General features: G+C 48.3%; 23 protein-coding genes and 1 riboswitch. Of the genes, 12 read left to right on the forward strand and 11 right to left on the reverse strand.

Annotated elements, in window-relative coordinates:
- Positions 1-11: 11 nt before the first annotated feature.
- Entirely contained in the window at positions 12-1,268 is a 1,257-nt protein-coding gene (locus KAI36_RS02085) for a DUF445 domain-containing protein (protein ID WP_220026790.1), read from the forward strand.
- A 33-nt stretch (positions 1,269-1,301) separates the two neighbouring features.
- Positions 1,302-1,682, forward strand: coding sequence for a TIGR02328 family protein (locus KAI36_RS02090; protein ID WP_220026791.1), 381 nt, complete (start codon positions 1,302-1,304; stop codon positions 1,680-1,682).
- Positions 1,683-1,786: 104 nt separating this feature from the next.
- On the opposite strand, the gene KAI36_RS02095 is transcribed toward KAI36_RS02090, so the two are convergent.
- The gene (locus KAI36_RS02095; RefSeq protein ID WP_028541224.1) at positions 1,787-2,461 is read right to left on the reverse strand and encodes an NAD(P)H-dependent oxidoreductase; all 675 of its coding nucleotides are present in this window, start codon (positions 2,459-2,461) and stop codon (positions 1,787-1,789) included.
- A 189-nt stretch (positions 2,462-2,650) separates the two neighbouring features.
- On the opposite strand from KAI36_RS02095, the gene KAI36_RS02100 reads away from it, so the two are divergent.
- On the forward strand, positions 2,651-3,034 hold the full coding sequence (locus KAI36_RS02100; protein WP_076294527.1) for a winged helix-turn-helix transcriptional regulator: 384 nt from the start codon (positions 2,651-2,653) through the stop codon (positions 3,032-3,034).
- A gap of 82 nt (positions 3,035-3,116) precedes the next feature.
- Here KAI36_RS02100 and KAI36_RS02105 read toward each other — a convergent pair whose 3' ends face one another.
- From KAI36_RS02105 to KAI36_RS02125, 5 genes are all read right to left on the reverse strand, one after another.
- Positions 3,117-4,364: a stalk domain-containing protein gene (locus tag KAI36_RS02105; protein ID WP_220026792.1), complete on the reverse strand. Its 1,248-nt coding sequence runs from the start codon at positions 4,362-4,364 to the stop codon at positions 3,117-3,119.
- A 237-nt stretch (positions 4,365-4,601) separates the two neighbouring features.
- Entirely contained in the window at positions 4,602-5,351 is a 750-nt protein-coding gene (locus KAI36_RS02110; RefSeq protein WP_220026793.1) for a YcnI family copper-binding membrane protein, read from the reverse strand.
- A 31-nt stretch (positions 5,352-5,382) separates the two neighbouring features.
- Positions 5,383-7,101 carry a copper resistance CopC/CopD family protein gene (locus tag KAI36_RS02115; RefSeq protein WP_220026794.1) on the reverse strand — a complete coding sequence of 573 codons (1,719 nt, stop codon included), beginning with the start codon at positions 7,099-7,101 and terminating at the stop codon, positions 5,383-5,385.
- A gap of 254 nt (positions 7,102-7,355) precedes the next feature.
- On the reverse strand, positions 7,356-9,206 hold the full coding sequence (locus tag KAI36_RS02120) for a bifunctional diguanylate cyclase/phosphohydrolase (protein WP_220026795.1): 1,851 nt from the start codon (positions 9,204-9,206) through the stop codon (positions 7,356-7,358).
- Positions 9,207-9,488: 282 nt separating this feature from the next.
- On the reverse strand, positions 9,489-10,082 hold the full coding sequence (locus KAI36_RS02125) for a DUF5317 domain-containing protein (RefSeq protein WP_025723384.1): 594 nt from the start codon (positions 10,080-10,082) through the stop codon (positions 9,489-9,491).
- A 202-nt stretch (positions 10,083-10,284) separates the two neighbouring features.
- On the opposite strand from KAI36_RS02125, the gene KAI36_RS02130 reads away from it, so the two are divergent.
- The 5 genes from KAI36_RS02130 (at position 10,285) to nfsA (ending at position 15,836) form a co-directional block, all read left to right on the forward strand.
- Entirely contained in the window at positions 10,285-11,514 is a 1,230-nt protein-coding gene (locus KAI36_RS02130) for a multidrug effflux MFS transporter (RefSeq protein ID WP_071639294.1), read from the forward strand.
- A gap of 116 nt (positions 11,515-11,630) precedes the next feature.
- Complete coding sequence (locus KAI36_RS02135) at positions 11,631-11,981, forward strand: metal-sensitive transcriptional regulator (RefSeq protein WP_103046733.1); 351 nt, start codon at positions 11,631-11,633, stop codon at positions 11,979-11,981.
- A gap of 55 nt (positions 11,982-12,036) precedes the next feature.
- Positions 12,037-12,237, forward strand: coding sequence for a copper ion binding protein (locus KAI36_RS02140; RefSeq protein ID WP_220026796.1), 201 nt, complete (start codon positions 12,037-12,039; stop codon positions 12,235-12,237).
- A 113-nt stretch (positions 12,238-12,350) separates the two neighbouring features.
- Positions 12,351-14,807 (forward strand): heavy metal translocating P-type ATPase, encoded by a 2,457-nt coding sequence (locus KAI36_RS02145; protein WP_220026797.1) that lies wholly within the window; start codon positions 12,351-12,353, stop codon positions 14,805-14,807.
- A 285-nt stretch (positions 14,808-15,092) separates the two neighbouring features.
- Positions 15,093-15,836 carry an oxygen-insensitive NADPH nitroreductase gene (gene nfsA, locus KAI36_RS02150; RefSeq protein WP_023986699.1) on the forward strand — a complete coding sequence of 248 codons (744 nt, stop codon included), beginning with the start codon at positions 15,093-15,095 and terminating at the stop codon, positions 15,834-15,836.
- A gap of 182 nt (positions 15,837-16,018) precedes the next feature.
- On the opposite strand, the gene KAI36_RS02155 is transcribed toward nfsA, so the two are convergent.
- From KAI36_RS02155 to KAI36_RS02170, 4 genes are read right to left on the reverse strand one after another with little or no spacing between them, the layout of a single operon-like run.
- The gene (locus KAI36_RS02155) at positions 16,019-16,861 is read right to left on the reverse strand and encodes a TatD family hydrolase (RefSeq protein WP_220026798.1); all 843 of its coding nucleotides are present in this window, start codon (positions 16,859-16,861) and stop codon (positions 16,019-16,021) included.
- Positions 16,854-17,804, reverse strand: coding sequence for an ABC transporter ATP-binding protein (locus tag KAI36_RS02160; RefSeq protein ID WP_220026799.1), 951 nt, complete (start codon positions 17,802-17,804; stop codon positions 16,854-16,856). The genes KAI36_RS02155 and KAI36_RS02160 overlap by 8 nt, the downstream gene beginning before the upstream one ends.
- A 44-nt stretch (positions 17,805-17,848) precedes the next feature.
- Positions 17,849-18,625 (reverse strand): ABC transporter permease, encoded by a 777-nt coding sequence (locus tag KAI36_RS02165; RefSeq protein WP_220026800.1) that lies wholly within the window; start codon positions 18,623-18,625, stop codon positions 17,849-17,851.
- Positions 18,622-18,915: an MTH1187 family thiamine-binding protein gene (locus KAI36_RS02170; RefSeq protein ID WP_016818835.1), complete on the reverse strand. Its 294-nt coding sequence runs from the start codon at positions 18,913-18,915 to the stop codon at positions 18,622-18,624. The genes KAI36_RS02165 and KAI36_RS02170 overlap by 4 nt, the downstream gene beginning before the upstream one ends.
- On the opposite strand from KAI36_RS02170, the gene KAI36_RS02175 reads away from it, so the two are divergent.
- Both KAI36_RS02175 and KAI36_RS02180 read left to right on the forward strand, forming a co-directional pair.
- Entirely contained in the window at positions 18,914-19,213 is a 300-nt protein-coding gene (locus KAI36_RS02175) for a hypothetical protein (protein ID WP_220026801.1), read from the forward strand. The genes KAI36_RS02170 and KAI36_RS02175 overlap by 2 nt on opposite strands.
- A 4-nt stretch (positions 19,214-19,217) precedes the next feature.
- Entirely contained in the window at positions 19,218-19,400 is a 183-nt protein-coding gene (locus KAI36_RS02180; protein WP_143109560.1) for a hypothetical protein, read from the forward strand.
- Positions 19,401-19,407: 7 nt separating this feature from the next.
- Here the strand turns inward: KAI36_RS02180 and KAI36_RS02185 are convergent, their stop codons facing one another.
- Positions 19,408-20,451 (reverse strand): ABC transporter substrate-binding protein, encoded by a 1,044-nt coding sequence (locus KAI36_RS02185; RefSeq protein WP_220026802.1) that lies wholly within the window; start codon positions 20,449-20,451, stop codon positions 19,408-19,410.
- Positions 20,452-20,642: 191 nt separating this feature from the next.
- Positions 20,643-20,752: riboswitch (TPP riboswitch) on the reverse strand.
- Positions 20,753-21,022: 270 nt separating this feature from the next.
- On the opposite strand from KAI36_RS02185, the gene KAI36_RS02190 reads away from it, so the two are divergent.
- Both KAI36_RS02190 and KAI36_RS02195 read left to right on the forward strand, forming a co-directional pair.
- A complete protein-coding gene (locus tag KAI36_RS02190; RefSeq protein ID WP_053324487.1) occupies positions 21,023-21,457 on the forward strand; it encodes a pyridoxamine 5'-phosphate oxidase family protein in 435 nt (144 codons plus the stop codon).
- Positions 21,458-21,677: 220 nt separating this feature from the next.
- A complete protein-coding gene (locus KAI36_RS02195) occupies positions 21,678-23,780 on the forward strand; it encodes a bifunctional 2',3'-cyclic-nucleotide 2'-phosphodiesterase/3'-nucleotidase (RefSeq protein ID WP_220026803.1) in 2,103 nt (700 codons plus the stop codon).
- Positions 23,781-23,815: the final 35 nt, after the last annotated feature.

Raw genomic sequence — 23,815 nt, forward strand, 5'->3', positions numbered from 1 at the left:
AGGATTACTGGATGGGAAAACCAAAAAATACGAAAACCGCAGCGGCTTGGTCGCTCGTTATTCTGGGGGCGGGCTTTGCAGCCACATTGCCCTTCCAGCAATATGGCTGGGCTCGTTTATTAGCCGGAGCTTTTGAGGCAGGACTTGTAGGTGGACTGGCAGACTGGTTCGCTGTCACTGCTTTGTTCCGTCATCCGCTAGGCATTCCGATACCACATACAGCGCTGCTTCCTAAAAATAGGGACAAGCTCACGAATGCATTGGTGAGTACCGTGGAAAATAACCTACTAAACAAAGACAGCATTGCGTCTAAAATTGCAGATATTCGTTTGGCCGATTTGGTGCTGGGCGGTGTGGAAAAAGGAATGCGCACGCCGGAGGCAGCGGCATCCATAGATGTTCTTGCCAAGCGTCTCGTCCGGTCGCTCCCGCTCGCGGAATTGGCTCCGGTCATCGTGGCAGAGCTCAAGCGGCAGGTGACTGACTTTGACGCCGGACCGCTGCTGGAGGCGCTTGCTCGTCAAACCAGCGAGAAGGGCTATGATCGCCGCGCACTGGATTACACGCTGGAGCAAGCCGAGTCCTGGCTTTTGCGACCCGAAACGGGTTATACGCTGGGGACCTTAGGGATGCAGGCTGTTAGCGGTTTGCAGGTGAGTGGGCTGATGCAGTTTGCCTTGAACGCATTCCTCGGCTATCTGAACGAAGAGCGTATGGGTGAAATGATTCGTCATTTCCTGCTGGATCAGGTAGCAGAACTGCAAAGAGAAGAGCACCCGCGCCGTCAGGCTGTGCTGGATGGTCTGAGAACACAGGTGACCCGATTGGCGACGAAAGATACGGTTCAGGAAGGGTTGAACGGCTGGAAGGATAGCCTTGTTGAAGCCTGGGAAGGCGATGCGTCAGTGCTGGGCAAAATGGAAGAACTGCGTATACGCTTATTGGACTACATGGAAGACGGAAGCTATGTGCAGACCTATATTTTACCGCTATTGGATCGGATGCTGACTGATTTAAGAGGGAATACCGAGCTGCTGGACAAGATCAATGTGCGAATTGTGGAAGGTATTACTGGACTGGTGGAAGCCAACCATAGTCGAATTGGTAACTTGGTACGCGAAAATGTAGACAAAATGGATAACAAATCCCTGATTGCACTGATGGAGGACAAACTGGGACAGGATTTGCAGTGGATACGTATTAACGGCGCAGTTACAGGCTTCCTGATCGGCATTGTGCTGACAGGTATCCGTATGCTAATCCAATAGACCAGAAAAAGCTACAGATAGGGTTGTGGAAGCATGAGGCTTTGGCATGAACATTTAATCGACAAGTTACCCCGTCCGCAACTGCTGGGGCAACATCGTGAGTGCTGTGCCCTGCGTGGGAATGGATGGGGCAAGCCACACGCCACCGTGAATTATGTGTTCGATAATCACCCCATGCTGCTGGTGCGCTATCATAGGCTCATTATGGACGAAATGAAAAGCAGAGGGTACAATGTTGATCCACTATGGGAACAGCCGTTGTATCGCGGTAAGCAGTGTGAGCCTTGGGAGGCGGAGCTGGGTGAGGAACTGGCAGGCGCGGGTGCATATGTGGAGCATGACGATGAGTATATGAAGGAGTGCCTGGATAACCTGGCTTCCAAGGGTATTTTAATAGAGATTGAAGTGACCTAAAAAAGATGGGCTGCGGTATGTTCATCATTCAGATGAAGTGCCGCAAGCCCGTTTTTTTGATGCTTCAGTGTTCAGTGTTTGGGGGAGAGACTCGGGATATTAGATTACAGAATCCAGCGGGTGACCTTTTCCAGTGGTTGTCTGGATTTTTCCCGCTTGGGTTCATGAGCGCGATAACCGAAGGCAGCAATGACTGAAATATCGAGCAGCCCGTTCTCCAGCAGTCCTTCTTCCTCCAAAATGGCATGCACCTGATCGTAGTTAAAGCCCTCAATTGGACAGGAATCAATACCGATCTGAGCCGCCGCTGTCATCATATTGCCTAAGGCAATGTAGGTTTGCTTGGAAGCCCAGTCAAATAACGTACGTTCGTTTTCCAGTAAGCGTTGATTTTCACCCTGGAAAATCTTATAGCGACCCGGCAGTGAGGCAAAGTCTTCCTCAGACATACCTTTAACCTCTTTATACATATACTCCACGTAAGGAGAATCATAACGAACATCCTTGCGCGCCAAAATCAGGACGACGTGGCTAGCCGCAGGAATCTGCTTTTGACCGCCGCTGGAAACTGCAGCCAGCTTTTCTCTCAATGCCTGATTTTGTACAACTACAAACTGCCATGGTTCAAAACCAACGGAGCTTGGAGAAAGTCGCCCGGTTTCGAGAATGAACTGAAAATCCTCTTCTGGTATGATGCGATTGGGATCGAATTCTTTCGTGGCGTGCCTGAACAGAAAGGCGTCCAGAATTTCTTGTTTTTTAGCTGATGTATTAGACATAAAATGTACTCCTTTTGGTATGGGTTTAGTTGGTACTCTATGGGTTTTCTGCTACTATAATGAGAGCTAATATCGAATATATAGTTATCATATAGAAAGTTTTTGCAGGGAACAAGTACGCACATATTTGTTCCTTGTCATACGTCTGGGGCTATTGGTTTACACATTCTACAGAAAGAAGGGGTATACATGGCACAGGAGATGGAACATGCAGTAAGCGTTAATTTTGGATGTCCGGTAGCGAAAACCGTCGGGGTTATAGGCGGCAAATGGAAGGGAGTCATCTTGTATCATTTGACCACAGGACCGCGGCGCTATAACGAAATTCGACGGACCTTGCCTAATATTACCCAGCGGATGCTAACCTTGCAGTTGCGCGAATTGGAGAAAGATGGCATTGTGCACCGTGAAATTTATAATGAGAACCCACCGCGTGTGGAATACTCGCTTACCCCGTTGGGAGATACGTTAAGGCCGTTGCTGGATTTTATGAGAGACTGGGGGATCTTCTATGGAGAACAGGGTTGCGAGCCTGTGACGACAACTTCCAAATCAGGCAAGCACTTTTGTTAAAGGGCATAAAGAAAGCCCGCCAAATGATTTCTATAGAAGACGCATAAGAAATCATTAGCGGGCGGAATAAGGTCAGGTACACTTATTTAAACTCGATGGCTTCGTTCATCTGCGCCCAGGTCGTTTCTCCAATGATGCCCAAGCGCCAGATAGCGATTCCTTTGAGGTCATAACGTTTGGCTAAACCGATCTTGGCGTTAACGGTGCTATCTTTTTCACTACCCATCGAAATCCCCAAAATGAGCTTGTCCCGCGAGGTTTCCTTCAAGGCCAGTTGTATGGCTTCATCCACTTTATCCAAAGGCTCAGGCGTAGCCTTTTGTCCGTAATCATAGGCCATGATGATCAGATCGTCCGCCAGATTGCCCAGCGTTTTGTAGTCATAGCCAGAGTAAGAGCTGTTCAGCGGATGCAGAACGACGGTGAGCTTGAGCCCGGTCTGATGCGCTTTGGCCGATAGCTTTTTAATAAAGGCGTTGTAGTCTGAACGCGCTTTGGCTTTATCGCCGCTCCAGCCCAATCCTTCCAGGTCTAGCGTAATGCCTTTAAATTGTTTGTCGGTGGCGGTGCTGACGATTTGGGAAATGGTTTGTTCTTGAAGCTGCGCATTTTCCAAAACCTTGGTCAGCTCGTGATTGCCATCTCCGGAATAGACCATCAGGTAAGGGGAAGTCCCCTGGCTGTCTGCCTCCTGCACAATGGACTCCGGTGTTACGGTTCCAGCGGCTTGAGGCCATTTGTATTCCTTGCCGTTTGTCGTAAATTGTCCGTTCGTATCAATTCGACTCCAGCCGAAGGCAACTGCGTTAAAATCCGGTATTTTGGATTTTTGGTCAAAGGAAGACAGCGCATAGAAGCCTACTGTATACATAGCTTCACGTGGCGATGTAATGGAGACCGTCCGTGTTCCCTGGTTCCAGTTCACCGTGGCTCCAAACTGCTGCCCGAAAAAGCCCAGCGGAATCATCGTGCTGCCGTGCACGGTTTGCGGAGCGGCTGTTAGTTGAACCGTTTGTCCGTCCACTGTGGCATTGCGGCTACCCATCTTTAGAACCACCTGCTTGGTAGCAGAGCCTTGCGCCTTGGTAGCAGTGATGCTTTGGCTGGCTTGATCCCATTTCACTGTAATGCCAAGAGCCTCAGAAATAGCGCGAAAGGGAACCATGGTCGTGCCGTTCATCATGGCAGGTTGTACGGGGAACGGTAATGGATATCCGTCCAGCATAATGCTGATCTTACCGGTCTCGGCTTGTGCCAAAGGGCTATAGAAGCCCGCTGCGGTACTCAGAAAAATAGCACTAGATAACAGAGCCTTATTTACGATTTTCATCCTATGATCTCCTATGCTCAATAGATTGCAATGCTATCATGTTAGAATCGTGAGGGTTCTACCATTTTACCAAAAAAATGATAGAAAGGTGAATGTGAAATAATAGGATGAGATGAATCTGAGTATGTATTAAAGCTGAATATTAATCGTTTTCTTTCATACAAAAAAAGCTGACCCCTTTAACTAGGTGTCAGCTTTTTCTTTTTAAAACGATCTTAACTTTATACGTAACCCAGATTACTTGCGGCGCTTGAGTGCAATGCCGACAGCTGCGGCACCAAGAACGACTGCAATGATCGAGAGGACAAGTGCTGTCGTTTGTGCAACAGAGCTGGCTGGAACAGAAGCGGCAGGTGCAGCTTCTACAGCATTGTTGGAAGCAGGTGCGGTGCTGCTGCTATCTTTAGTTGTATCTGTACTCGCGTGACCTGCTGCCGTACCCGCCGAATCGTGTCCGTTGTCTGCGGCAGGGGCAGGAGTTGCGGACGTGGCATCCGCCGTGATTTCGGTAATAGAATGAGGATTGTTACTTCCTTCGTCGCCTGTCCATTCCACGATACTTCCGTCACTGTAGTATTGGAAGGCGTCCCAGGCTGCTGCGGTATTCTGGTCTGCATTTTGCGCTACAAAGCTGAAACGCTGATACTGACCCGCTTGAATTCCGTCTTTTTCAGTCGTCCAGGTCACGGTGGTTACTTTGCCAGAGCTGTCTTTTTCGGTGGCTACCTTCCAGTCCGGTACAGGCTCGTATTGTTTGAAAACGACCTCTTTCGGAATTTTCAAGGCGACTTTGGTGGTTGGAATGTTTTTTTCCACGGGTACTTTCAATGTGTACGTTTCCCACGCATTAGGTTGTGAAACAGAAGGCTTAACTGTCACATGTGCACTGGCCATACCTGCAAAAAGTAAGGCACCCGCCGCAATTAGACCCACAGAGGTTGCAAACCTGGAAAATCTGGATTTTGCTGTTTGAATCGTTGTATTCATATTCATTTCGCTCCTTTTAAGTATAAAATAATTATTTTTTACCGCCTACATGCAGGGTGAATTCAGCATCAACGGCATCGAGTGATGCCGTCAGAGCATGTACTTTTACGGCCCATGTTCCTTCGGAGGTCATCAATTCCTGACTGCGGAATGGCTGTTGCTGTTTCACGGGTAGAACAAATTCCTGTTGGTCTTGGTCAGGGTCTGCTGGAGTGAGCGTTAATGTAACCTGCTGGATTCCTGAAACGGCAGCACCCTTGCTATCCTGAACGGATACCTTAAATTCATTGCTGCCCACAGCATTGGGGCTGACTGCGAGCGTAACGTTGTATCCGCCCGTAGTGCGAGTCTCCTCAAACGGTATAGCAGGTGCCTGGCCGGGTGACAGGTGAGTGAGCACCGCGGTCAACAGCATCACGAGCAGGCCGACGGACAACTCGGCACGCAATCCCCCAGCGGCTCGCTTGCTCGCCGCCGCTTGCCGTGCGCTGCGGAACTGGCTGGCCGCGAAGGCCAGCATGACTAGCAGCAGCGCTGCTTTGCCGAGCAGAACGAGTCCATAGGACGTGTTCAGCAGCATGGAGGGAGCCGGAATGTACAGCACGGCTCCATATATACCGGTGGCGAGTAACGCTGCCACCATCGCAATGCCCCAGCCGGCGAAGCGGCGCAAGGCGGCTTGTCGCAGAGTTGCCCGCTCGGATACGGGCAACTCTGCTCCGGCAACCGGCAGGCACACGACCATGACGGCAAGTGAGCCGATCCAAAAGGTTGCTGCCGCGAGATGGACGAAGTCCGCCGCAATGGCTGGAGCTGGATGCGTAGCCGCTGCCGGATGGCCGACAAAGGCTTTGGACAGCATGAGGCATAGCGTTAGGAGAGCTGAGCTGTAGCCCCAAAGACGGCGCTGGCGATTCGAAATGCTGTAATCCAGCGCGTAAATCAGCGTTACGCTTAGGAGCAGCACGAGAATCATCTGGATAAACCAAATTTGTCCGGCTCCAGTAAACTGGAGAGCTTCTCCGAGAATCGGGAGTGAGAAGCCCTCCCTGATGGAAACTCCGGCATCCCATGAAGCCTGAAGTGGCAGGCTGATCAGAATGGCGGCAGACGTTATGCCGTAGCCGCTCCATAGCAGCTTAGTCCAGCGGGGCAATGTTTCAAAGGGCCGCTGATTTTGCTTATGCTGTTCACTTTGATTCTTGTCTTGGCTTATGCTCGGTAAGATGAACAGCCGGAAACAAATCGCTCCAAAAAGCAGCGATAGTCCTATGTAAAGAAACCAACGGACAGCGATTAAGTCGATTCGTGATGTCCCTGAGCCTTCAGGTGCGGTAGCTTGATGGGTAGGCGCATTGGAACCACTGCCCACTTGAAATGGAATAACTCCATTAACCGGATGTCCGTCTGCGGATAAAGCTCTCCAATTGACGGAGTAAATTCCATTTTTCATCCCTGGAACCAATTGAATTTCCATGGTGGCTTTGTGATTCGGGTCAAGCTGTGCTTTTCCTGTGTCGACCCGCTTGCCTGTTTCATCGGTCACTTTGATCGACATGAAGGCAGATTGCAAATCTTCATTGAAGGTGATGGTCACCTGAGAAGGCGACTTGTCCAAAACCTGATTTTCGGTCGGACTGGATTCAATGACAAATGCATGAGCCCACGAAGAGTGAGGAAACAGGATCAGAAGGGGGAGACACAGCAATAAAAGACAAGCCACACGGGCTGGTCTGGACAGGTACAACATGCCTGTGAAGTCACCTTCTCTCGATTACTTGAAGCGAGGATATCCCCATTTGTAACATTTTATACGGACAAACCCCTTCCTATCTTAATCATAGTGCATATAGCGTGAATAGATGGAGCGAATTATGACATTTATATGAAATTTGAAATAATAAGCATTATACAAAATGCCAATCATATGAAAACCCCTAGCGTGGTTGAATTCAGTACGATTTCAACCACGCTAGGGGCAAAGAGGAAGAGCCTATGAAGGAACTAGAGCCCTGTTTCCATGAGATCCGTGAAAGCAGATTGCTTATGTTGAATATAATGGATAAAAATAGCCGTTAGTTTGGGATCGAATTGGCTACCCGAGCAAGCACGTAGTTCTTCAATGGCCTCCTCGAACGTTTTGGTGGGTTGATAGGGGCGCTCGGTTGTCATCGCGTCAAAAGAGTCGATGATCGTCAGCATCCGACATAAACGTGGAATTTGCTCGCCCTTAAAGCCAAATGGATAGCCTCCTCCGTCAAAACGTTCATGATGCAGCTCCACAAAAGGAACCAAATCTATGAATCGTTCGTTGGCTTCGACAATACGTTTGCCCCACATGACATGCGCTTGCACCATCTGCCATTCCTCACCGGACAGCTTCTCTTTTTTATTGAGGATATTCCAGGGAATCTCCAGTTTACCAATGTCATGAATGAGGGCGCCTAGTATGAAACGTCGCTTATCCTCCGGTCCGAGCTGAAGCACATCGCTCATGTCTGCTGCATATCTGAATACCCGTTTGGAATGCTTGAAGGTGTTAATATCCTTGTACAAGAACAAATTAAGCTGTTGCTCAAGATCACGAATATCCTGCCCCAGATCAACCTCGCGCTCCACTTCATTTAAACTTCCGTGCGTATGAACGATGTTTTTGCCCTGTTTCTTGGCGTAGTACAGGGCTTTATCCGCCAGATCGACCAGCTGTGATTTGTCGTAGATGTCAATGCGGCTTTGTGCAATACCTGCGGAGAAGGACAGACAGCCGTGTGGAAAAATTTCAACACCCTCATAACGAGAATCATTTAATCTTTTTCGAATAGCATTGACTGTTTCATATGCTTGTTCAGCGGTATGACCGGGCATAAGCAGGGTGAATTCTTCTCCACCATAGCGTGATACGGTGATGTGGGTGCCGGAGGTTTCCTTTTTAAGAAACTCACCGAGAAATCCCAGTAGCTGATCGCCTTTAAGATGACCGAAATGATCATTGTATTTTTTGAAATCATCAATATCAATCAGCGCCAGACTGAGAGGAGTATTCTCGGATCTGGATATATTTAATTCAGCTTCAAGTGTATTTTCGAAGTAGCTGTGATTGTATAGCCCTGTTCTGCGATCCATGTTCGCTTTTTCTTCGATTTCCCGATACAGCGTGAACATTTGCTTGAATGCGTGAGACAGGAGCATGCTTAGCCCAAGGAACAGCAAAAGTCCTAAAATGCCGTTGTTATAAATCAGTGTAGTCAATACCAAAGACAGAATGAGTGTACATAAGTATACGAGCAGGGATTCAGCCAAAAAAGCCTGTTTAAGCTCATTGAAGGACCCTTTGTATGCGATATAAAAGTAGATGCCCAGTGTGATGGTGTTCACCGCAAAGTAGCAAATCAACGCCAGCAGGTAGGAAGCGAAATGATCTTGGTTTAAAGCCCCCTGCGTTCCGCCGCTTAGTTCAAATACTGTTGAAGACAGGAAAATGGAAAGGGCGTAAATGGAAAAATTGGCGGTATGCTTCCACCAGGACAGCTCTGTGTGCCGGAACATGGCAATGATTACATTTAACAACAAAATCAGAATAGCAATTTCGGTGCCATGCACAAAAATACAAGCCAGATACACGGAGGAATCCATGGACTGTTTGTTACTGGCCGGTGGTAGCTGGAATGTAAAATGCTCCAGAATCAGAACTGCTCCCAACAGGGAATAGATCGTGACCCACTCTGTTGTCGTATAGTGCAAAAAAGACCATTGGTTCGTATACAGGAGGACGATCACGCCTGCCAAACATATGAAAAACACATATATTCCCGTCGCGGTAACCCGTTCTTGCAGCTTTTTTATTATACTCATCATTTCTTCTCCTGCCTTGTCGTATCTTGATGTCAAAGCTACCAGGGGTGAATGGGATAATTTACAATTTTGTAATCGAAAATTTCACATGAAAAAACAGGCCGGAATCCAGCCTGTTTTGTTGAGCCTGTGCTTCCTTTTTTTCTTATCGGTGACTAGCCCCCGATTTTGTAACCGGAAGTCAAAGCAATTATGACAGAAGCTACGATAACAGCATTGATAATCACACGGGAGTATTTCAAGTTTTTCATAGGGTTCCCTCCCTTCCTTGGAATAAGATGTGCACTAGGCGTGGCGGGGATTGGTTTCTTGCTGCTTATCCTTAGTTCTCTTCACGACCATAATGCTTTGGATAAACAGGAACATCCCGAAGTTCATGACAACATCTCCAATACTAATTACCTGCGTGCGGGGATAGGGCTTGGAGAGAGGAATAATGTCACCAAGCAATGATAGACGCGTGCTCGCATCCATCATGTAATGTTTCGAGATGACACTTCCGGATTTAAGCATATCTGTATAATAGGGACCCAGCACCTCCGAAGCGCTCAACGAGACCGGCATCCTGCCGCCATTCACCGCCATAACGATAAAATTCATCAATACGCCGATTATAATAAGCTTGAATCCCTTATGATGTCTGTTCAACCAGAGAAATATCAATCCAACCACGTAGACTCCCATAAATAGATACCCGTTAATGGCTGCTAACCAAGCCCACTTTTCCTGGAAATAAAAAATAATGAATTGTACCAGCAGCAGCACGGGGAACATCCAGCCGGCTATAAGGCGAATTTGACTGAAACGGATCAGACCTTGCCGCCAGCCTCCTCTGAACAGACCTACAATGAGACCCAGTAGCACTCCATCATAGACCATTATCATTCTCCAGATTCCACAAATTTTTTGTTTTGGTTACCGTATAATTCGACCTGAAATTGGTAAATTCCTGCCTGATATATAGCAGTTTTGAAAAAAAATTGCGGATTAGCGTGTAATTATTCGAAGCCAGACGAAATGAGTGATATCATGATATATTGAAGTAATTATTTATATTTTTGTGAAAAGGATGATTATTATTATGAACCGGTTATCCAATACTGTTATGGTTGCCGCAGATATGACTAAATCGCGAATATTATGGATTGCCTTTGTCCTGGGTGCATTAAGTGCTTTTGGGCCGTTGTCCATAGATATGTATTTGCCGTCGCTGCCTACATTAGCTGACAATTTGCATACGACCACTTCGCTGGCGCAGCTTAGTTTAACCGCCTGTCTGTTGGGACTGGCCGTTGGCCAGATTGTTGCTGGTCCGCTTAGTGACGTAAGGGGTCGCAGAGGACCGCTGGTGATTTCGCTCATTCTGTACGCTGCTGCTTCGCTGCTATGTGTGTTTGCGCCGAATATCGGTATGCTCATTGCGCTTCGCTTTATTCAAGGGCTTACGGGGTCGGCGGGGATCGTGATTTCCAGAGCTGTAGCCCGTGATCTATACTCGGGCAAAGAGTTGACACGTTTTTTCTCACTGCTTATGCTGGTGAACGGCGTGGCCCCAATTGCTGCACCAGTACTGGGCGGTGTCATTTTGAACTTTGTTTCCTGGCGTGGTGTATTCATGGTGCTTTGTGTAGTCGGCGTGGCTATGCTGATTGCCGTCGTATTGGGTTTGCCAGAAACGTTGCCAACTAACCGCCGCTCATCCGGTGGCTTGAAGCAGACGCTAGGAACACTCGGTCACTTGTTTGCCGATCGACGCTTTATGGGCTATGCCTTCTCACAGGCGCTGATTACAGGAGCGATGTTCGCGTATATCGCTGGCTCACCATTCGTGCTTCAGGATATTTTCGGGGTTTCTCCTCAGACGTATAGCATCATTTTCGCAGTGAATGGTTTGGGGATTGTACTGTTTTCGCAGTTGACGGGTAGACTCGTGGGTCGCTTCAGCGAACGACAGTTACTCTTGTCGGGTCTGGTAATTGCGGCTGTAGCCGGAATTAGCTTGCTTACTGTAGCCTTTACTGGAGGCCAATTGTTTGCTGTTTTAGTTCCTCTGTTTTTTGTCGTTTCCTGCGTAGGGATTGTGAGTACAACGACGACTTCATTGGCAATGCAGAGTCAACAGCGCTCCGCAGGCAGTGCGTCCGCCATGCTTGGTTTGCTGCCTCTATTGCTTGGTTCCATCGCTTCACCGCTAGTAGGCTTGGGGAGTGGAACAACCCCCGTACCGATGGCGGTCGTTATAGCTATAGCCGAGGTTGGTGCGCTATTAAGCTTTGTCGTACTTGCTAAGGAAGCACGCGCGAAGGCTTAAAATAGGGCGAAAAAGTGACATTTTTCTAGAATGTTGACATACCCCATGGGGGTATATTATGATAAGGGTATAACAAATGCATAAATGCATATATACACCACACAGGAGGCTGATGTATGGCTGAGGAGCAACCTGTTTCCCACACTGAAATCCATGAGAATCACTGTGGAACAGACGGGGAAAAGACAGTTAGAAAAAGTCATCATTCGGCAGAGTTCAAGAACAGCCTCGTATCCCGGTTGAACCGTATTGAAGGTCAGGTTCGCGGAATTAAGGGCTTGATTGAGAAGGATACCTACTGTGACGATGTACTGAACCAGATTGCGGCTGTCCAGTCCGCACTGAATGGTGTCGGTAAGCTGCTGCTGGAAGGGCATATGAAAAGCTGTGTCATTGAGCGCATGCAGGCAGGAGAGCAGGAAGTGATTGACGAGCTGCTGGTTACGGTCAAAAAGCTAATCCGTTAAGAGTAGTAATCATACACATTATGGGTACGGAAGTATCCCTGAGGAGGAAAAGAAAATGGCACAAGTTACATTGAACGTAGAAGGCATGAGCTGCAATCATTGCGTGAAAGCAGTAGAAGGGGCTTTGGAGAAAGTTGGCGCTACCGGCAAGGTCAGCCTCAAAACGAAGCAAGTGAATGTAGAATATGACGAGTCCAAGCTGAACGTTGAAGCTCTGAAAACAGCCATTGAAGACCAAGGCTATGATGTTGTTTAAGTTGAAGATGCTTTATGTGTGAACAGATTTGATTCGAAGGAGAAGCTTCCATATTAGAAGCTTTTTCTTTTTGGATATGATATACCCCACTGGGGTATAGGAGGAGGATTACCATGGAAAACCGTGCGACCGACGGTGACAAGCAGACAACGCTTCATATTACGGGGATGTCCTGTGCCGCTTGCGCAAGCCGTATTGAGAAAGGTTTAAATCGAATAGATGGTGTAGCACAGGCTAATGTAAATTTGGCTTTGGAGCAGGCGTCGATATCCTATGATCCCAAGCAGGTGGAGATCCCTGAGTTTCGCGATAAAATTGCTTCTCTTGGGTTTGGAACTGTAAGTGAAGAAGCCAATCTGAATGTGACGGGCATGACTTGCGCGGCCTGTGCAACCCGGATTGAAAAGGGATTGAATCGGATGCCTGGTGTAACAGGTGCCACGGTAAATTTGGCGATGGAAACAGCTCATGTGGAATATGCAGCGGGGAGTATTGCGGTTGGTGATCTGGTGAGCAAGATTGAACAGCTAGGCTACGGAGCGATCCCGCAGAGCGCTGAGGACAATATCGCGGATGTGCGCAGTAAGGATATCCATCGAAAAAAATGGAAGTGGATTGTGTCCGCAGTGCTGTCATTTCCGTTGTTGTGGGCGATGGTGGCTCATTTTTCCTTTACATCATGGATTTATGTGCCAGAACTGTTTTTGAATCCATGGTTCCAGCTAGTGCTGACAACGCCGATTCAGTTCGTCATTGGTTGGCAGTTTTATGTGGGCGCGTACAAAGCGCTTCGTAACGGCAGTTCGAATATGGATGTGTTAGTTGCACTGGGTACGTCTGCGGCTTATTTTTACAGCTTGTATCTTACTCTGCGTCCGTCTGATGTCATGGAGGGAATGGCGGGAATGCCTGTCATGACCATGCCAGAGCTGTATTACGAGACAAGTGCGGTGCTAATTACGCTTATTTTGGTTGGTAAATGGTTTGAGGCGGTAGCCAAAGGGCGTTCGTCCGAGGCGATCAAGAGCCTGATGAGTCTACAGGCGACGACGGCACGTGTAGTACGTGATGGACAAGAGCTTGATATACCGATCGAACAGGTACGTGTGAAGGATATCTTTATTGTACGACCCGGCGAGAAAATTCCTGTCGATGGTATGGTCGTGGACGGACGTTCGGCAGTGGACGAATCCATGTTAAGTGGTGAGAGTCTTCCGGTTGAAAAAGAAGCGGGTTCCGCAGTTACAGGGGCGACGCTCAATAAAAACGGGGTACTACGTATCCAGGCTGAGCGTGTAGGTGGTGATACGGCGTTGTCCCGCATTATTAAGGTCGTGGAAGATGCGCAAAACTCCAAGGCCCCGATTCAGCGGATTGCGGATCAGATTTCCGGTATTTTTGTCCCCATTGTTGTTGCTATCGCTGTTTTGGCCTTTATCGTCTGGTTTTTCATTGTGACGCCGACTGATTTTGCAGGCTCACTGGAGAAAATGATTGCAGTTCTCGTCATTGCTTGTCCTTGTGCGCTCGGATTGGCTACTCCAACGTCCATTATGGCAGGATCGGGACGTGCCGCTGAATACGGTATTCTGTTCAAGGGCGGCGAGCATTTGGAGATGACCCGTTCAGTCAACGCAGTGGTATTGGATAAGACAGGAACAGTTACGAATGGCAAGCCAGAGCTGACGGATGTTATGGTTGGAGTAAGCGGCATGGCTGAAAAGGATTTGCTGCGGTTGCTCGGTGCGGCAGAAAAAAGCTCAGAGCATCCGCTGGCGGAAGCCATTGTAAAGGGGATTGCAGATCGAGGCATTGAGCTGGTAGGACCGACAGATTTTGAAAATATTCCGGGTTATGGTGTGAAGGCGCATGTGGAAGGTAAGCAGGTATTGGCGGGTACACGCCGATTGATGAGCAGGGAAGGCATCGCGATAGATGACTCAGCTGAGCAGCATATGAATGAGCTGGAAAGCGCAGGCAAAACCGCGATGCTTGTTGCTGTGGATGGTTCCTATGCTGGACTGGTGGCCGTGGCGGATACGATTAAAGAAACCTCACGGGAGGCAGTTACCCGTCTGCGCGCGATGAACATTGAAGTCATCATGATTACGGGTGACAATGAACGGACTGCGCGGGCTGTTGCCGCCGAGGCTGGAATTGAACGAGTGCTGGCGGAGGTGCTGCCTGAAGGAAAGGCTGAAGAAGTGAAACGGCTTCAGGAGCAGGGCATGATCGTAGCTATGGTTGGAGATGGTATTAACGATGCGCCTGCACTGGCTACTGCTAATATTGGGATGGCGATGGGCACGGGAACGGATGTGGCCATGGAGGCGGCGGATATTACCCTCATGCGCGGCAACCTGAACAGCATTCCTGATGCGATCGAAATGAGCCGCCGGACCATGACAAACATACGGCAAAATCTGTTTTGGGCGCTCGGTTATAACGTGATCGGTATTCCGATTGCCGCTTTGGGCTTCCTCGCCCCATGGTTGGCGGGAGCAGCCATGGCATTTAGCTCTGTTTCGGTTGTGCTGAATGCACTGCGTCTCCAACGGGTGAAGCTGTGAATGTATGGATGTATTAGCAGGATAGCGTGCTGTCGGACATCTGTTGCGAGATAAAGTTATTATCAGAGTATGGAGCAAGTACGCACAATTGGTTTTCTGCGTGCTTGCTTTTTGTTGTGTTTGTTTTTTAAAACCATTCAACTTTCATCACGTCAGGTTGCTTATCATTCGTGAAAGTTCCATAATATTTGTAGGAGTGCCATGCAAGCATGCAAGAACTTCTTCGTATACTCACAGCTTGAAGTAGATAAAGAGCTTATATTATGGATTAGGAGTGAAGCAGTCATGAATGATACGATTTCCTTGTTGATGAACCACCGGTCTGTGCGAAAATTCAAGTCAGACCCCATTACCGACGAGCAGCTCGCAGCTATTGTGGCAGCTGGCCAAATGGCATCCTCGTCCAGCAATGTGCAGGCATATACCGTTATTGCCGTTACCGAGCCTTCTTTAAAAACAAAACTGGCCGAGTTGGCAGGAGGGCAGGCTTACGTTGAGCAATGCCCTGCGTTTCTGGTATGGTGCGCAGACCTGTATCGTTTGAAGCAGGTCACGCTCCACCATCAGCCAGGTCAGCCTTCCTATGAAGGTTCCGTCGAAAATTATACGGTTGCGACCATTGATGCCGCGTTAGCTGCACAGAATGCAGCGGTAGCCGCTGAATCACTGGGCCTGGGTATAGTCTACATTGGTGGCATTCGTACTAAAATAGCAGAGGTATCTGAGTTGTTAGGGTTGCCAGAGCTGGTGTATCCAGTGTTCGGTATGTGTATTGGTGTACCGGATCAGGAAACGGGCTTGCGCCCACGTCTTCCACTGTCCGGTGTTTTGCATATGAACGGTTACGACAAAAATCAGACGATGAAAGCTGTAGAGGTATACGATCACACATCAGCGGAATATTTGAAGGAACGTACGGGCGGTCAACGCTCTACGCCATGGTCTGAGCAAATGGCTGCGAGACTGACCGAACCAGCACGCTTGCAGTTGAAGCCATTTTTGGAACAGAAGGGTTTCTTGAAGCAATAAAAGCTGAGTAGCGACAAAAAACTCTGCAAAATACAAGTAGTATTTGAGCTATATACGTTTGAAAATACAAGAATCTCCTTATTTACGCATGATGAAGTCCCGCGTAAATAAGGAGATTCTTTGCTTTGGTTGCATGTTGTGGTTGTAAACCTTCCAGTCAGTAAATAGCTGGTATGCCTTTATCAATCAGATAGTGAGTAAAAGCGTCTCGTGTTTTCATAAAATAATTGACGGACGGCAGATTCATCTTGATGGGTCAGCTTGCTGTACGCGCGAATGACGTCGGCAGTCATCCGGGGATGTGTCTCTTGTCCAGTAAAAGGTCCCTCGAACGGCCAGGGACCATCTGTCTCTGCCATGATCTGATCAGACGGATACTGTCTTGCCAAACTGCGGATCTCTTCTTCGTACAGGAGATCCGGTGTGAAGGAGACATAATAGCCGTTCCGGGCCATACGTTCGGTCGTGGCGGCAGAGCCCTTGAACCAGTGAAAATGCGCCTGTGTGATGCCATGACGTTCCAAAAGGTCACAGGCGATGTCTGCGTCCTCATAAACGGCGTGCAGGACAATGGGTTTGTTATGCTTGCTTGCAAACTGGATAAAGCGCTCTAGTAGCACTATGTACGGAGCGAGGTCAAAAGGTGAACCGCTTTGTGAGGCTTCCAGCCGATTGTAATAGGGCAAGCCGACTTCACCCACGGCGACCATCTGCTGTACATGTTCGTCCATCCAGTCGAACAAGAGGTCAAGCTCAGCTTGCGGTGGGAGAGCCTGTTCGGGATGAAAGCCAAAGGCTGGTCGTACCAGCCCGGGGTAACGCTTGGCTAACTGCAGATTGGCTCGGCTGGAGCCCAGATGCATCGACACGGCTATCACGGCTTGGACGCTGCTATTGGCAAGTGAAGCGAGCAGTAACTCCTGTTGTTCGGGCGGGTAGCTGTCTACATGAATATGCGCGTCGATCAATGGAGCGATTGCGGAAGCGTTCAAATTCAATGCAGAGAGCCTATTTAGATTATTCATAATGATTTACCCCGTCGTCTGAGGTAATTTTACGGACACTTTCAGTGGTGTCCATGTCGCCGTCCAGTTTATGTTTTTCCTCGCGCATCCAGCTGGTCATGGTCCGCTTCCATTCAATAAAGAGCGGATCGAGGGTGATTTCTTCCCTACGCGGGCGGGGAAAAGGGACATCTACGACATGCACCACTGAAGCAGGTCGCGCCGACAGCACATAGATGCGGTCGGAGAGCAGCAACGCTTCTTCAATGCTGTGGGTAATAAACAGCACAGAACGGCGGTTCTTTTCCCACATCCGTAATAACCATTGCTGCATGTCTGCACGTGTCAGCGCATCGAGTGCGCTGAACGGCTCATCCAGCAGCATTAATTCCTGCGGGCTGAGCAGTGCGCGAAGAAAGGCTGCGCGCTGTTGCATTCCACCAGACAGCGTATGTGGATACGCCTTGGCGAATTTACCAAGTCCAACCTGTTCGAGCCATTGCAAGGCTTCTTTGCGACGCTCGCGTTCACTGGCGTACTGAGGGGGGACTGCTTTATTTTTACGTGGAGCATTTTCCTGCCCGAGCAGTACGTTGTCCAGCGTGGTACGCCACGGGAAAAGGGCGGGCTGCTGCGGCATATAGCTGATATGCCCACGTTCACCAGTCATGTCCCGTCCGTGCATACGGATACGTCCCTGCTGTGGTTTGAGTAGCCCGCCGATGATGTGAAACAGCGTGCTTTTGCCGCTGCCTGACGGACCGATGAGGGAAACGAATTCTCCTGGCTTGACTGTGAGGGATACATCCTGCAGTACGGGCAGTAGGCTTCGCTTTTCGCGGAAGGCAAGGCTGATCCCGTCCAATTCCAAAGCAGGAGGGGCAGTTGATCGTCTCTGCTGTTCCCCGGTTCGTTGTTCATTAGCCACGTTGTGTGATGATAAGTCAGTCGGATGCAGACTCATACGCGCCACGTCCTTTCTTTGCTGTATGTAATTCAAGGAGGAAGCTACTCTCGATCGGGTTTCCAGCGAACCAACCATTTCTCCAGTAGTAAAATAACCACAAACATGAGTAAGCTGAGTGCAACAATAATGCCGATGGCGGCAAAAATGAGGTCCGTGCGATAGGCCGATTTTTGCAGCAGCATATAATATCCAATTCCTTCACTAGCTCCGATCCATTCGGCAATGATCGCGCCCATCACACTATAGGTAGCAGCAATTTTAACGCCAGAAAAGACTTGCGGCAGGGAATGTGGCAGCTCCAACTTCATAAAAATAGCCATGCGGTTTGCACCCGACATCCGCATATAGTTCATCATCGTACGGTCTGTTCGAGTCAGCCCGTCCATGGCCGCTACAGCCACGGGAAAAAAGCATACTAGGGTAATGACCATCAGCTTGGGCAGCACGCCAAAACCAAACCACACCATGAGCAGCGGCCCTAGAGCGATGATCGGAATGTTTTGGCTCAGAATAAGCAGCGGATACAGGGCGGATTTGAGAAAAGGAATTGTATGAAGAACGATGGCGATCAACAGTCCCGTTGCTGTCCCTATCGCGAATCCCGCAAGTGTCAGACGAATCGTAGCCCATGTATGGGCACCAAGCAGCGCCGTCTGGGCCAGGCCCTCTTGTACGATGAGGGATGGAGCAGGCAGCAGCCAGGATTCAACATGCAAATAGGAAACCGCCCCCTGCCAGGCCGCTAAAAAGAAGAGGACCGCCACAAAGGGCGGCCATACGCTTTTCCACCAGGATGCGTTCTTGCCTTTCGGATTCATGGGCGATATTTCTCGGTCAGCTTGTTCATGCTGATGCCTTGTGGGTTATGTGCGATTTTGATCTGTGAAATGACGCTGGGACTGCCCGCTTCCGTCAAAGCCTCGTGCATTTCTTTAACCACTTTCAGCAACTCGTCGAGCTCGCCCTCCATGGTCGTATCCAATGGATTCACCTGATGTTTGACGCCGGAGCGCTGAATGACCTCAATCGCCTTATCTACATACGGGTAAGAGTCCTCGTTATTAGGAGTTTTAGGGATTACTTGAATACTGAGCAGTGTGTTAGCCATGCAAATTCACCTGTCCTTTATTTGGAGTGTTATTAAAAAAATATGGTGGTTTAAGGCGGGGAGACCGCTTCGCGTTTCATTTGATCTTACGATCGCTGTTGCCGTGGGATTCTTTGAATTAAATTTTAAAGGTAAGAATCCAACGGCAAAGGCGAACGCTTCGCTTCTCCAGATTCAAATGAACCGCTACGCTGCTGCCCGCCTTAAAAGCACCCTATTTTTAAAGCTGGTTTGTGTGGCATTTTTAACACACAAACGCACCCACTTAGCGCTTAGATACTATGAGACTAAAGAATAACCAAGTGGAACGAGAACGAAGTGGGCGGAATGGTGCTGTACAAGCGTTAGCGTTCGCCTTTGTACCGAGATTTCAACCTCTGGATATTCATAAAAGAAATCTGGGTACAACAGCGATGGGAAGCACCATCCGACTGCGTAGTGGCGCTTCGTTCACTTCTCTAGTTCAGTCTTATTTAGCGTTTTAACAAATGATTAGCGCTTGGGCAGGAAGTCGTTTGTGAAGGCTTTATCGACTTCCAAAGGCTTGCTGAGCAGCTTGCGTTCGTACATCCAGTCCGAATAGTTTTGCCATACCTCCGCTTTTTGCACGCCCCATTGCGCGGCATCGTCCTGATAACGCGGGCTTAGCCATTTTTGGCTGGCGAGCACCAGTTTTTTATCCAGCTCTGGTACAGCTTTGCTTAAGATGTCCGCGGCTTCTTCTGGATGGGTGATAGTGTATTCATAGCCTTGTGCGGTAGCGTCCATGAACGCTTTGACCAGCGCGGGATCATTTTTTATCGTCTGTTCGTTGCTCACAATTACAGGCGTATAGTAATCGAGGCTTTTGGAATAATCTTTTACATACAGCATATCCAATGGCTCACCTCGAAGCTGGGCCTCGATTCCGGTCCATGCGTAGAAAATCCAGGCAAAGTCGATATCCCGCTTCACGGCTGTAAAATAGTCTGCATTGCCCATGTTGACGATCTTCACTTTGCTCACATCGCCTTTGTCTGAATCCATGATGGATTTCATGACCGCTTCTTCTACGGGAGAGCCCCAACCGCCGTATTTTTTACCTTCAAAATCTTTCGGGCTCTTAATTCCGCGATCTACCGGGGCTGCGAAGCCTGAGGTATTATGCTGAATCACCGCAGCAATGGATACAAGCGGCACGCCTTGCGTACGAGCCTGTGTGACGCCTTCTTGGTAGCTGATACCAAAAGGTGCAGCATTAGAAGCAACCATTTGATCGGCTCCGCCTGAACCAGGTTGAACAATTTGGACATTCAAACCCGCTTTTTCGTAAAATCCTTTGTCCTTAGCGACATAGAGTCCCGTATGATTCGTGTTGGGTGTCCAGTCGAGCACGATTTTAACATCTTTGAGCCCTTTTGCCGGAGTAGACGTTTGAGTGTCGGTAGCGGGAGCCGCTTCTTGGGATGTGGGGGGACTTCCACCGCAAGCGGTCAGGGTCAGGGCCATGAGCCACAGACTGATCAGTCCCAGGCTTAACATTTTCATGCGCTTCATCGTTGTGTTCTCTCCTTTAATTACCCGTTATCCGTCCAATCAGACAGCTTAAGTTCCCCATTTTCTAAAAATAACATCTGCCGGACGCGATCTTTCCAACAACATAATCTTCAACAAAAAAAGCGCCCCGAGTTTCCGGGACGCTTGCGCTTGTATATACCAAAGTAAGGGATGGTCCTATGTAAAAAAGGCACATCTTGCTTAAGCATTCCTACGCTGGCATTACCCAGATCAGGTTGTAAGGGTCAGTGTCTTGGGACACACTCTCAGCCGGCCGATTCCAGCACCCCTGGCATTGTATGGTTTAATGGGTTCATTTATTCGGGTTTACTACGACGATTATATGCCTTGAATGTGGGTCTGTCCAGCATGAAGGGAGAGGTGACGGTTCATTTGCCGAACCACAGGGTACACTTTTACTGTGAGCTTTGATCTGAAAATGAGCATGAATCAATTCGATTCGATCCGGTCATGTTATTTTCAGAACAGCTGCGCAGGTAGGTTCAGATGGGCTGGTGCCCAATGGCGTGGCCGTAGAGAATTCAAATTCGTGAAAAGGAGTTGTTGTACTGTGGGTAAAACGGAAACATTGGATCGCAACCAACTGGAACAAGCCATTGTGAAGGCTTTGGATAACAACAAATTTTGCTCGTTAGGTACGGTAGAGGGTGGCAAACCGAAAGTACGCTATATGGCCCTTTTTAACGATGGAATGAACATTCATCTGGCGACAGATCGCAAAACTCATAAAGTGGATGAGCTAAAGGACAATCCGAATGCTTATCTGCTGCTGGGTTATGAAGTTGGTGGTACGAAGGAAGTCGTAGAAGTTGAGGCTACCGTCCAGATTACAGCTGATGAGGGACTGCGCAAACAAGTGTGGAACGATTCCTTGAAGGAATGGTTTTCCGGACCGGATGATCCCGATTATGTCATTCTGGACGTGAATCCGACGCGCATTGAGTATGTGGGTCAGCAATCTGAGCGCCAGGTTTGGAAGAAATAATACGAATATAAATGGATAAGCCGGTGAATCTCCGAGTTTTTTAGGAGGTTTGCTGGCTTTTTATTTTTGAGAAAATTAATTATTTTTTCATAAATAATTTAAGTAAATGACTACTCTTTTGTCTGGCGTTGGATTAAAATAGAAATGGTGGGTTCAAGGCTTACATATATGTGCAAAAGTATGTATATGAGGCATACACCTTAATGAGGAGGGGTATATTTTGTTATTTCGTAAAAATTGGTTTAAAGGGTTTACAGCAGCAGTTGTGGCTTGTAGCATGCTGGTGTTTTCGGCCGCTCCATCCTGGGCAGCTAGCGATTCTCGCGATAGCGCTACGGTGAATTTGCGGATCATGGAAACAACGGATATTCATGCGTCGCTGATGAACTATGATTACTATTCAGACAAAGAAACCAACGAATATGGCTTGATTAGCACAGCTGGTTTGATCCAACAGGCGCGTAGTGAAACAAGAAACAGCATGCTGTTCGATAACGGTGATTTGTTACAGGGCAATCCATTAGGCGATTATATGGCCAGAAATAAAACCTTCGAGAAAGAAGGCGGTGTCCATCCGGTCTACAAGATGATGAACCTGATGGGCTATGATGCGGCGACAGTGGGCAACCACGAATTCAACTATGGTCTCGACTTTCTGGAGAAATCGCTCAAGGGAGCCGATTTTCCTTACGTAAATGCGAATGTTTATGTTGATAAGGGGGAGCAAGCTACTAAAAATTATTTTACCCCTTATCGAATTCTTGATAAAACAGTAACGGACGAGAAGGGGCAAGAGCACATCCTTAGAGTGGGCGTCATCGGCTTGGTCACACCACAAATTATGCAGTGGGATGAAGCCAATTTGAAGGATAAAGTCGTTACGAAGGATATTGTGGAAACGGCGAAAAAGTTTATTCCTCAAATGAAGACGGAAGGTGCTGACATTATTGTCGTGCTTGCGCACACAGGTTATGAGGATGTGCCGCAAACGCCAATGATGGAGAATGCCGTTAAATATTTAAGCCAGGTGGACGGAATTAACGCTATTCTGTTTGGGCATGCTCATAAATCTTTCCCCGGCCCTGATTTTAAAGAAATGAAGGGTGTAGATCTAGATAAAGGAACCATTAATGGCGTACCGGCTGTGGAAGCTTCCTCATGGGGCAAGGATCTGGGGATTATTGATCTGAGCCTGGAAAAGAAAAACCGTGAGTGGAACGTAATCAACTCTCAGTCTCAAGTGCGTCCGGTTGTGAGTACCACAAACCAGGCTGTGCAGTTTACTCCTGACTACAAACTGACAGATTCGATCAAGGAAGAGCATCAAGGAACGCTGGATTATGTTCGCCAACCTGTTGGAACAACGACTGCACCGATTAACAGTTATTTTGCATTAGTGCAGGACGACCCTTCCATTCAAATTGTGACGAATGCACAGAAATGGTATGTTCAAAACCATCTTAAAGGGACCGAATACGAAAATCTTCCCGTATTGTCGGCAGGCGCTCCATTCAAGGCCGGTGGTCGAAACGGAGCCGAGTATTACACCAATATTCCTGAAGGTACGGTAGCGATTAAAAACGTGTCCGACCTGTATGTGTACCCGAACACAGTTCATGCTGTAGAAGTGACCGGTGCTGAAATTCAGGAATGGCTGGAGTGGTCTGCAGGTCAGTTCAACCGCATTGATCCAAAGCAAACTGAGGAGCAATCGCTGATCAACAAAGATTTCCCAACCTACAATTTTGATGTCATTGACGGTGTGAATTACCAGATTGATGTAACTCAGCCTGCACGATATGATGCCAAGGGAACTATTATTGATTCTTCAGCTCATCGTATCAAGGATCTGCAATACAATGGGAAGGCTATTGATCCTGCGCAGAAATTTATCGTAGCCACCAATAACTATCGTGCTTCCTCATCCAAACTGGCTAATCCAGATGGCAGACGAATTGTGATGGCAGCACCGGATGAAAGTCGCCAGGTCATTGTTGACTATATCCGTACGAACGGAACGATTAATCCATCGGCGGATGACAATTGGTCTATTGCTCCTTTTGGTCAGGCAAAGGTTACTTTCGAGTCCTCTCCTGATGCCAAAGACGTGCTGGCAGGAAATCAACAAATTTCATACTTGAGCAGCGCGGCAGACGGCTTTGCCAAATACAGCTTAAAAGCTGGCGCTAAGCCTAGTGCAGCAACGACTCCTGTAAAGGAAGCTGTGGCTCCCGCGAAAGCAACAGCAAAACCAGCTGTTAAAACGACCAAACCTGCAGCTGTTAAACCAGCTAAAACAACGAAGCCGAAGGCGTCCAAATAACTTCGGATTTTAGTTTCCACTCAATATCAGAATGA

Source organism: Paenibacillus sp. S02 (assembly GCF_019454065.1).
GTDB classification, from domain to species: Bacteria; Bacillota; Bacilli; order Paenibacillales; family Paenibacillaceae; genus Paenibacillus; species Paenibacillus polymyxa_B.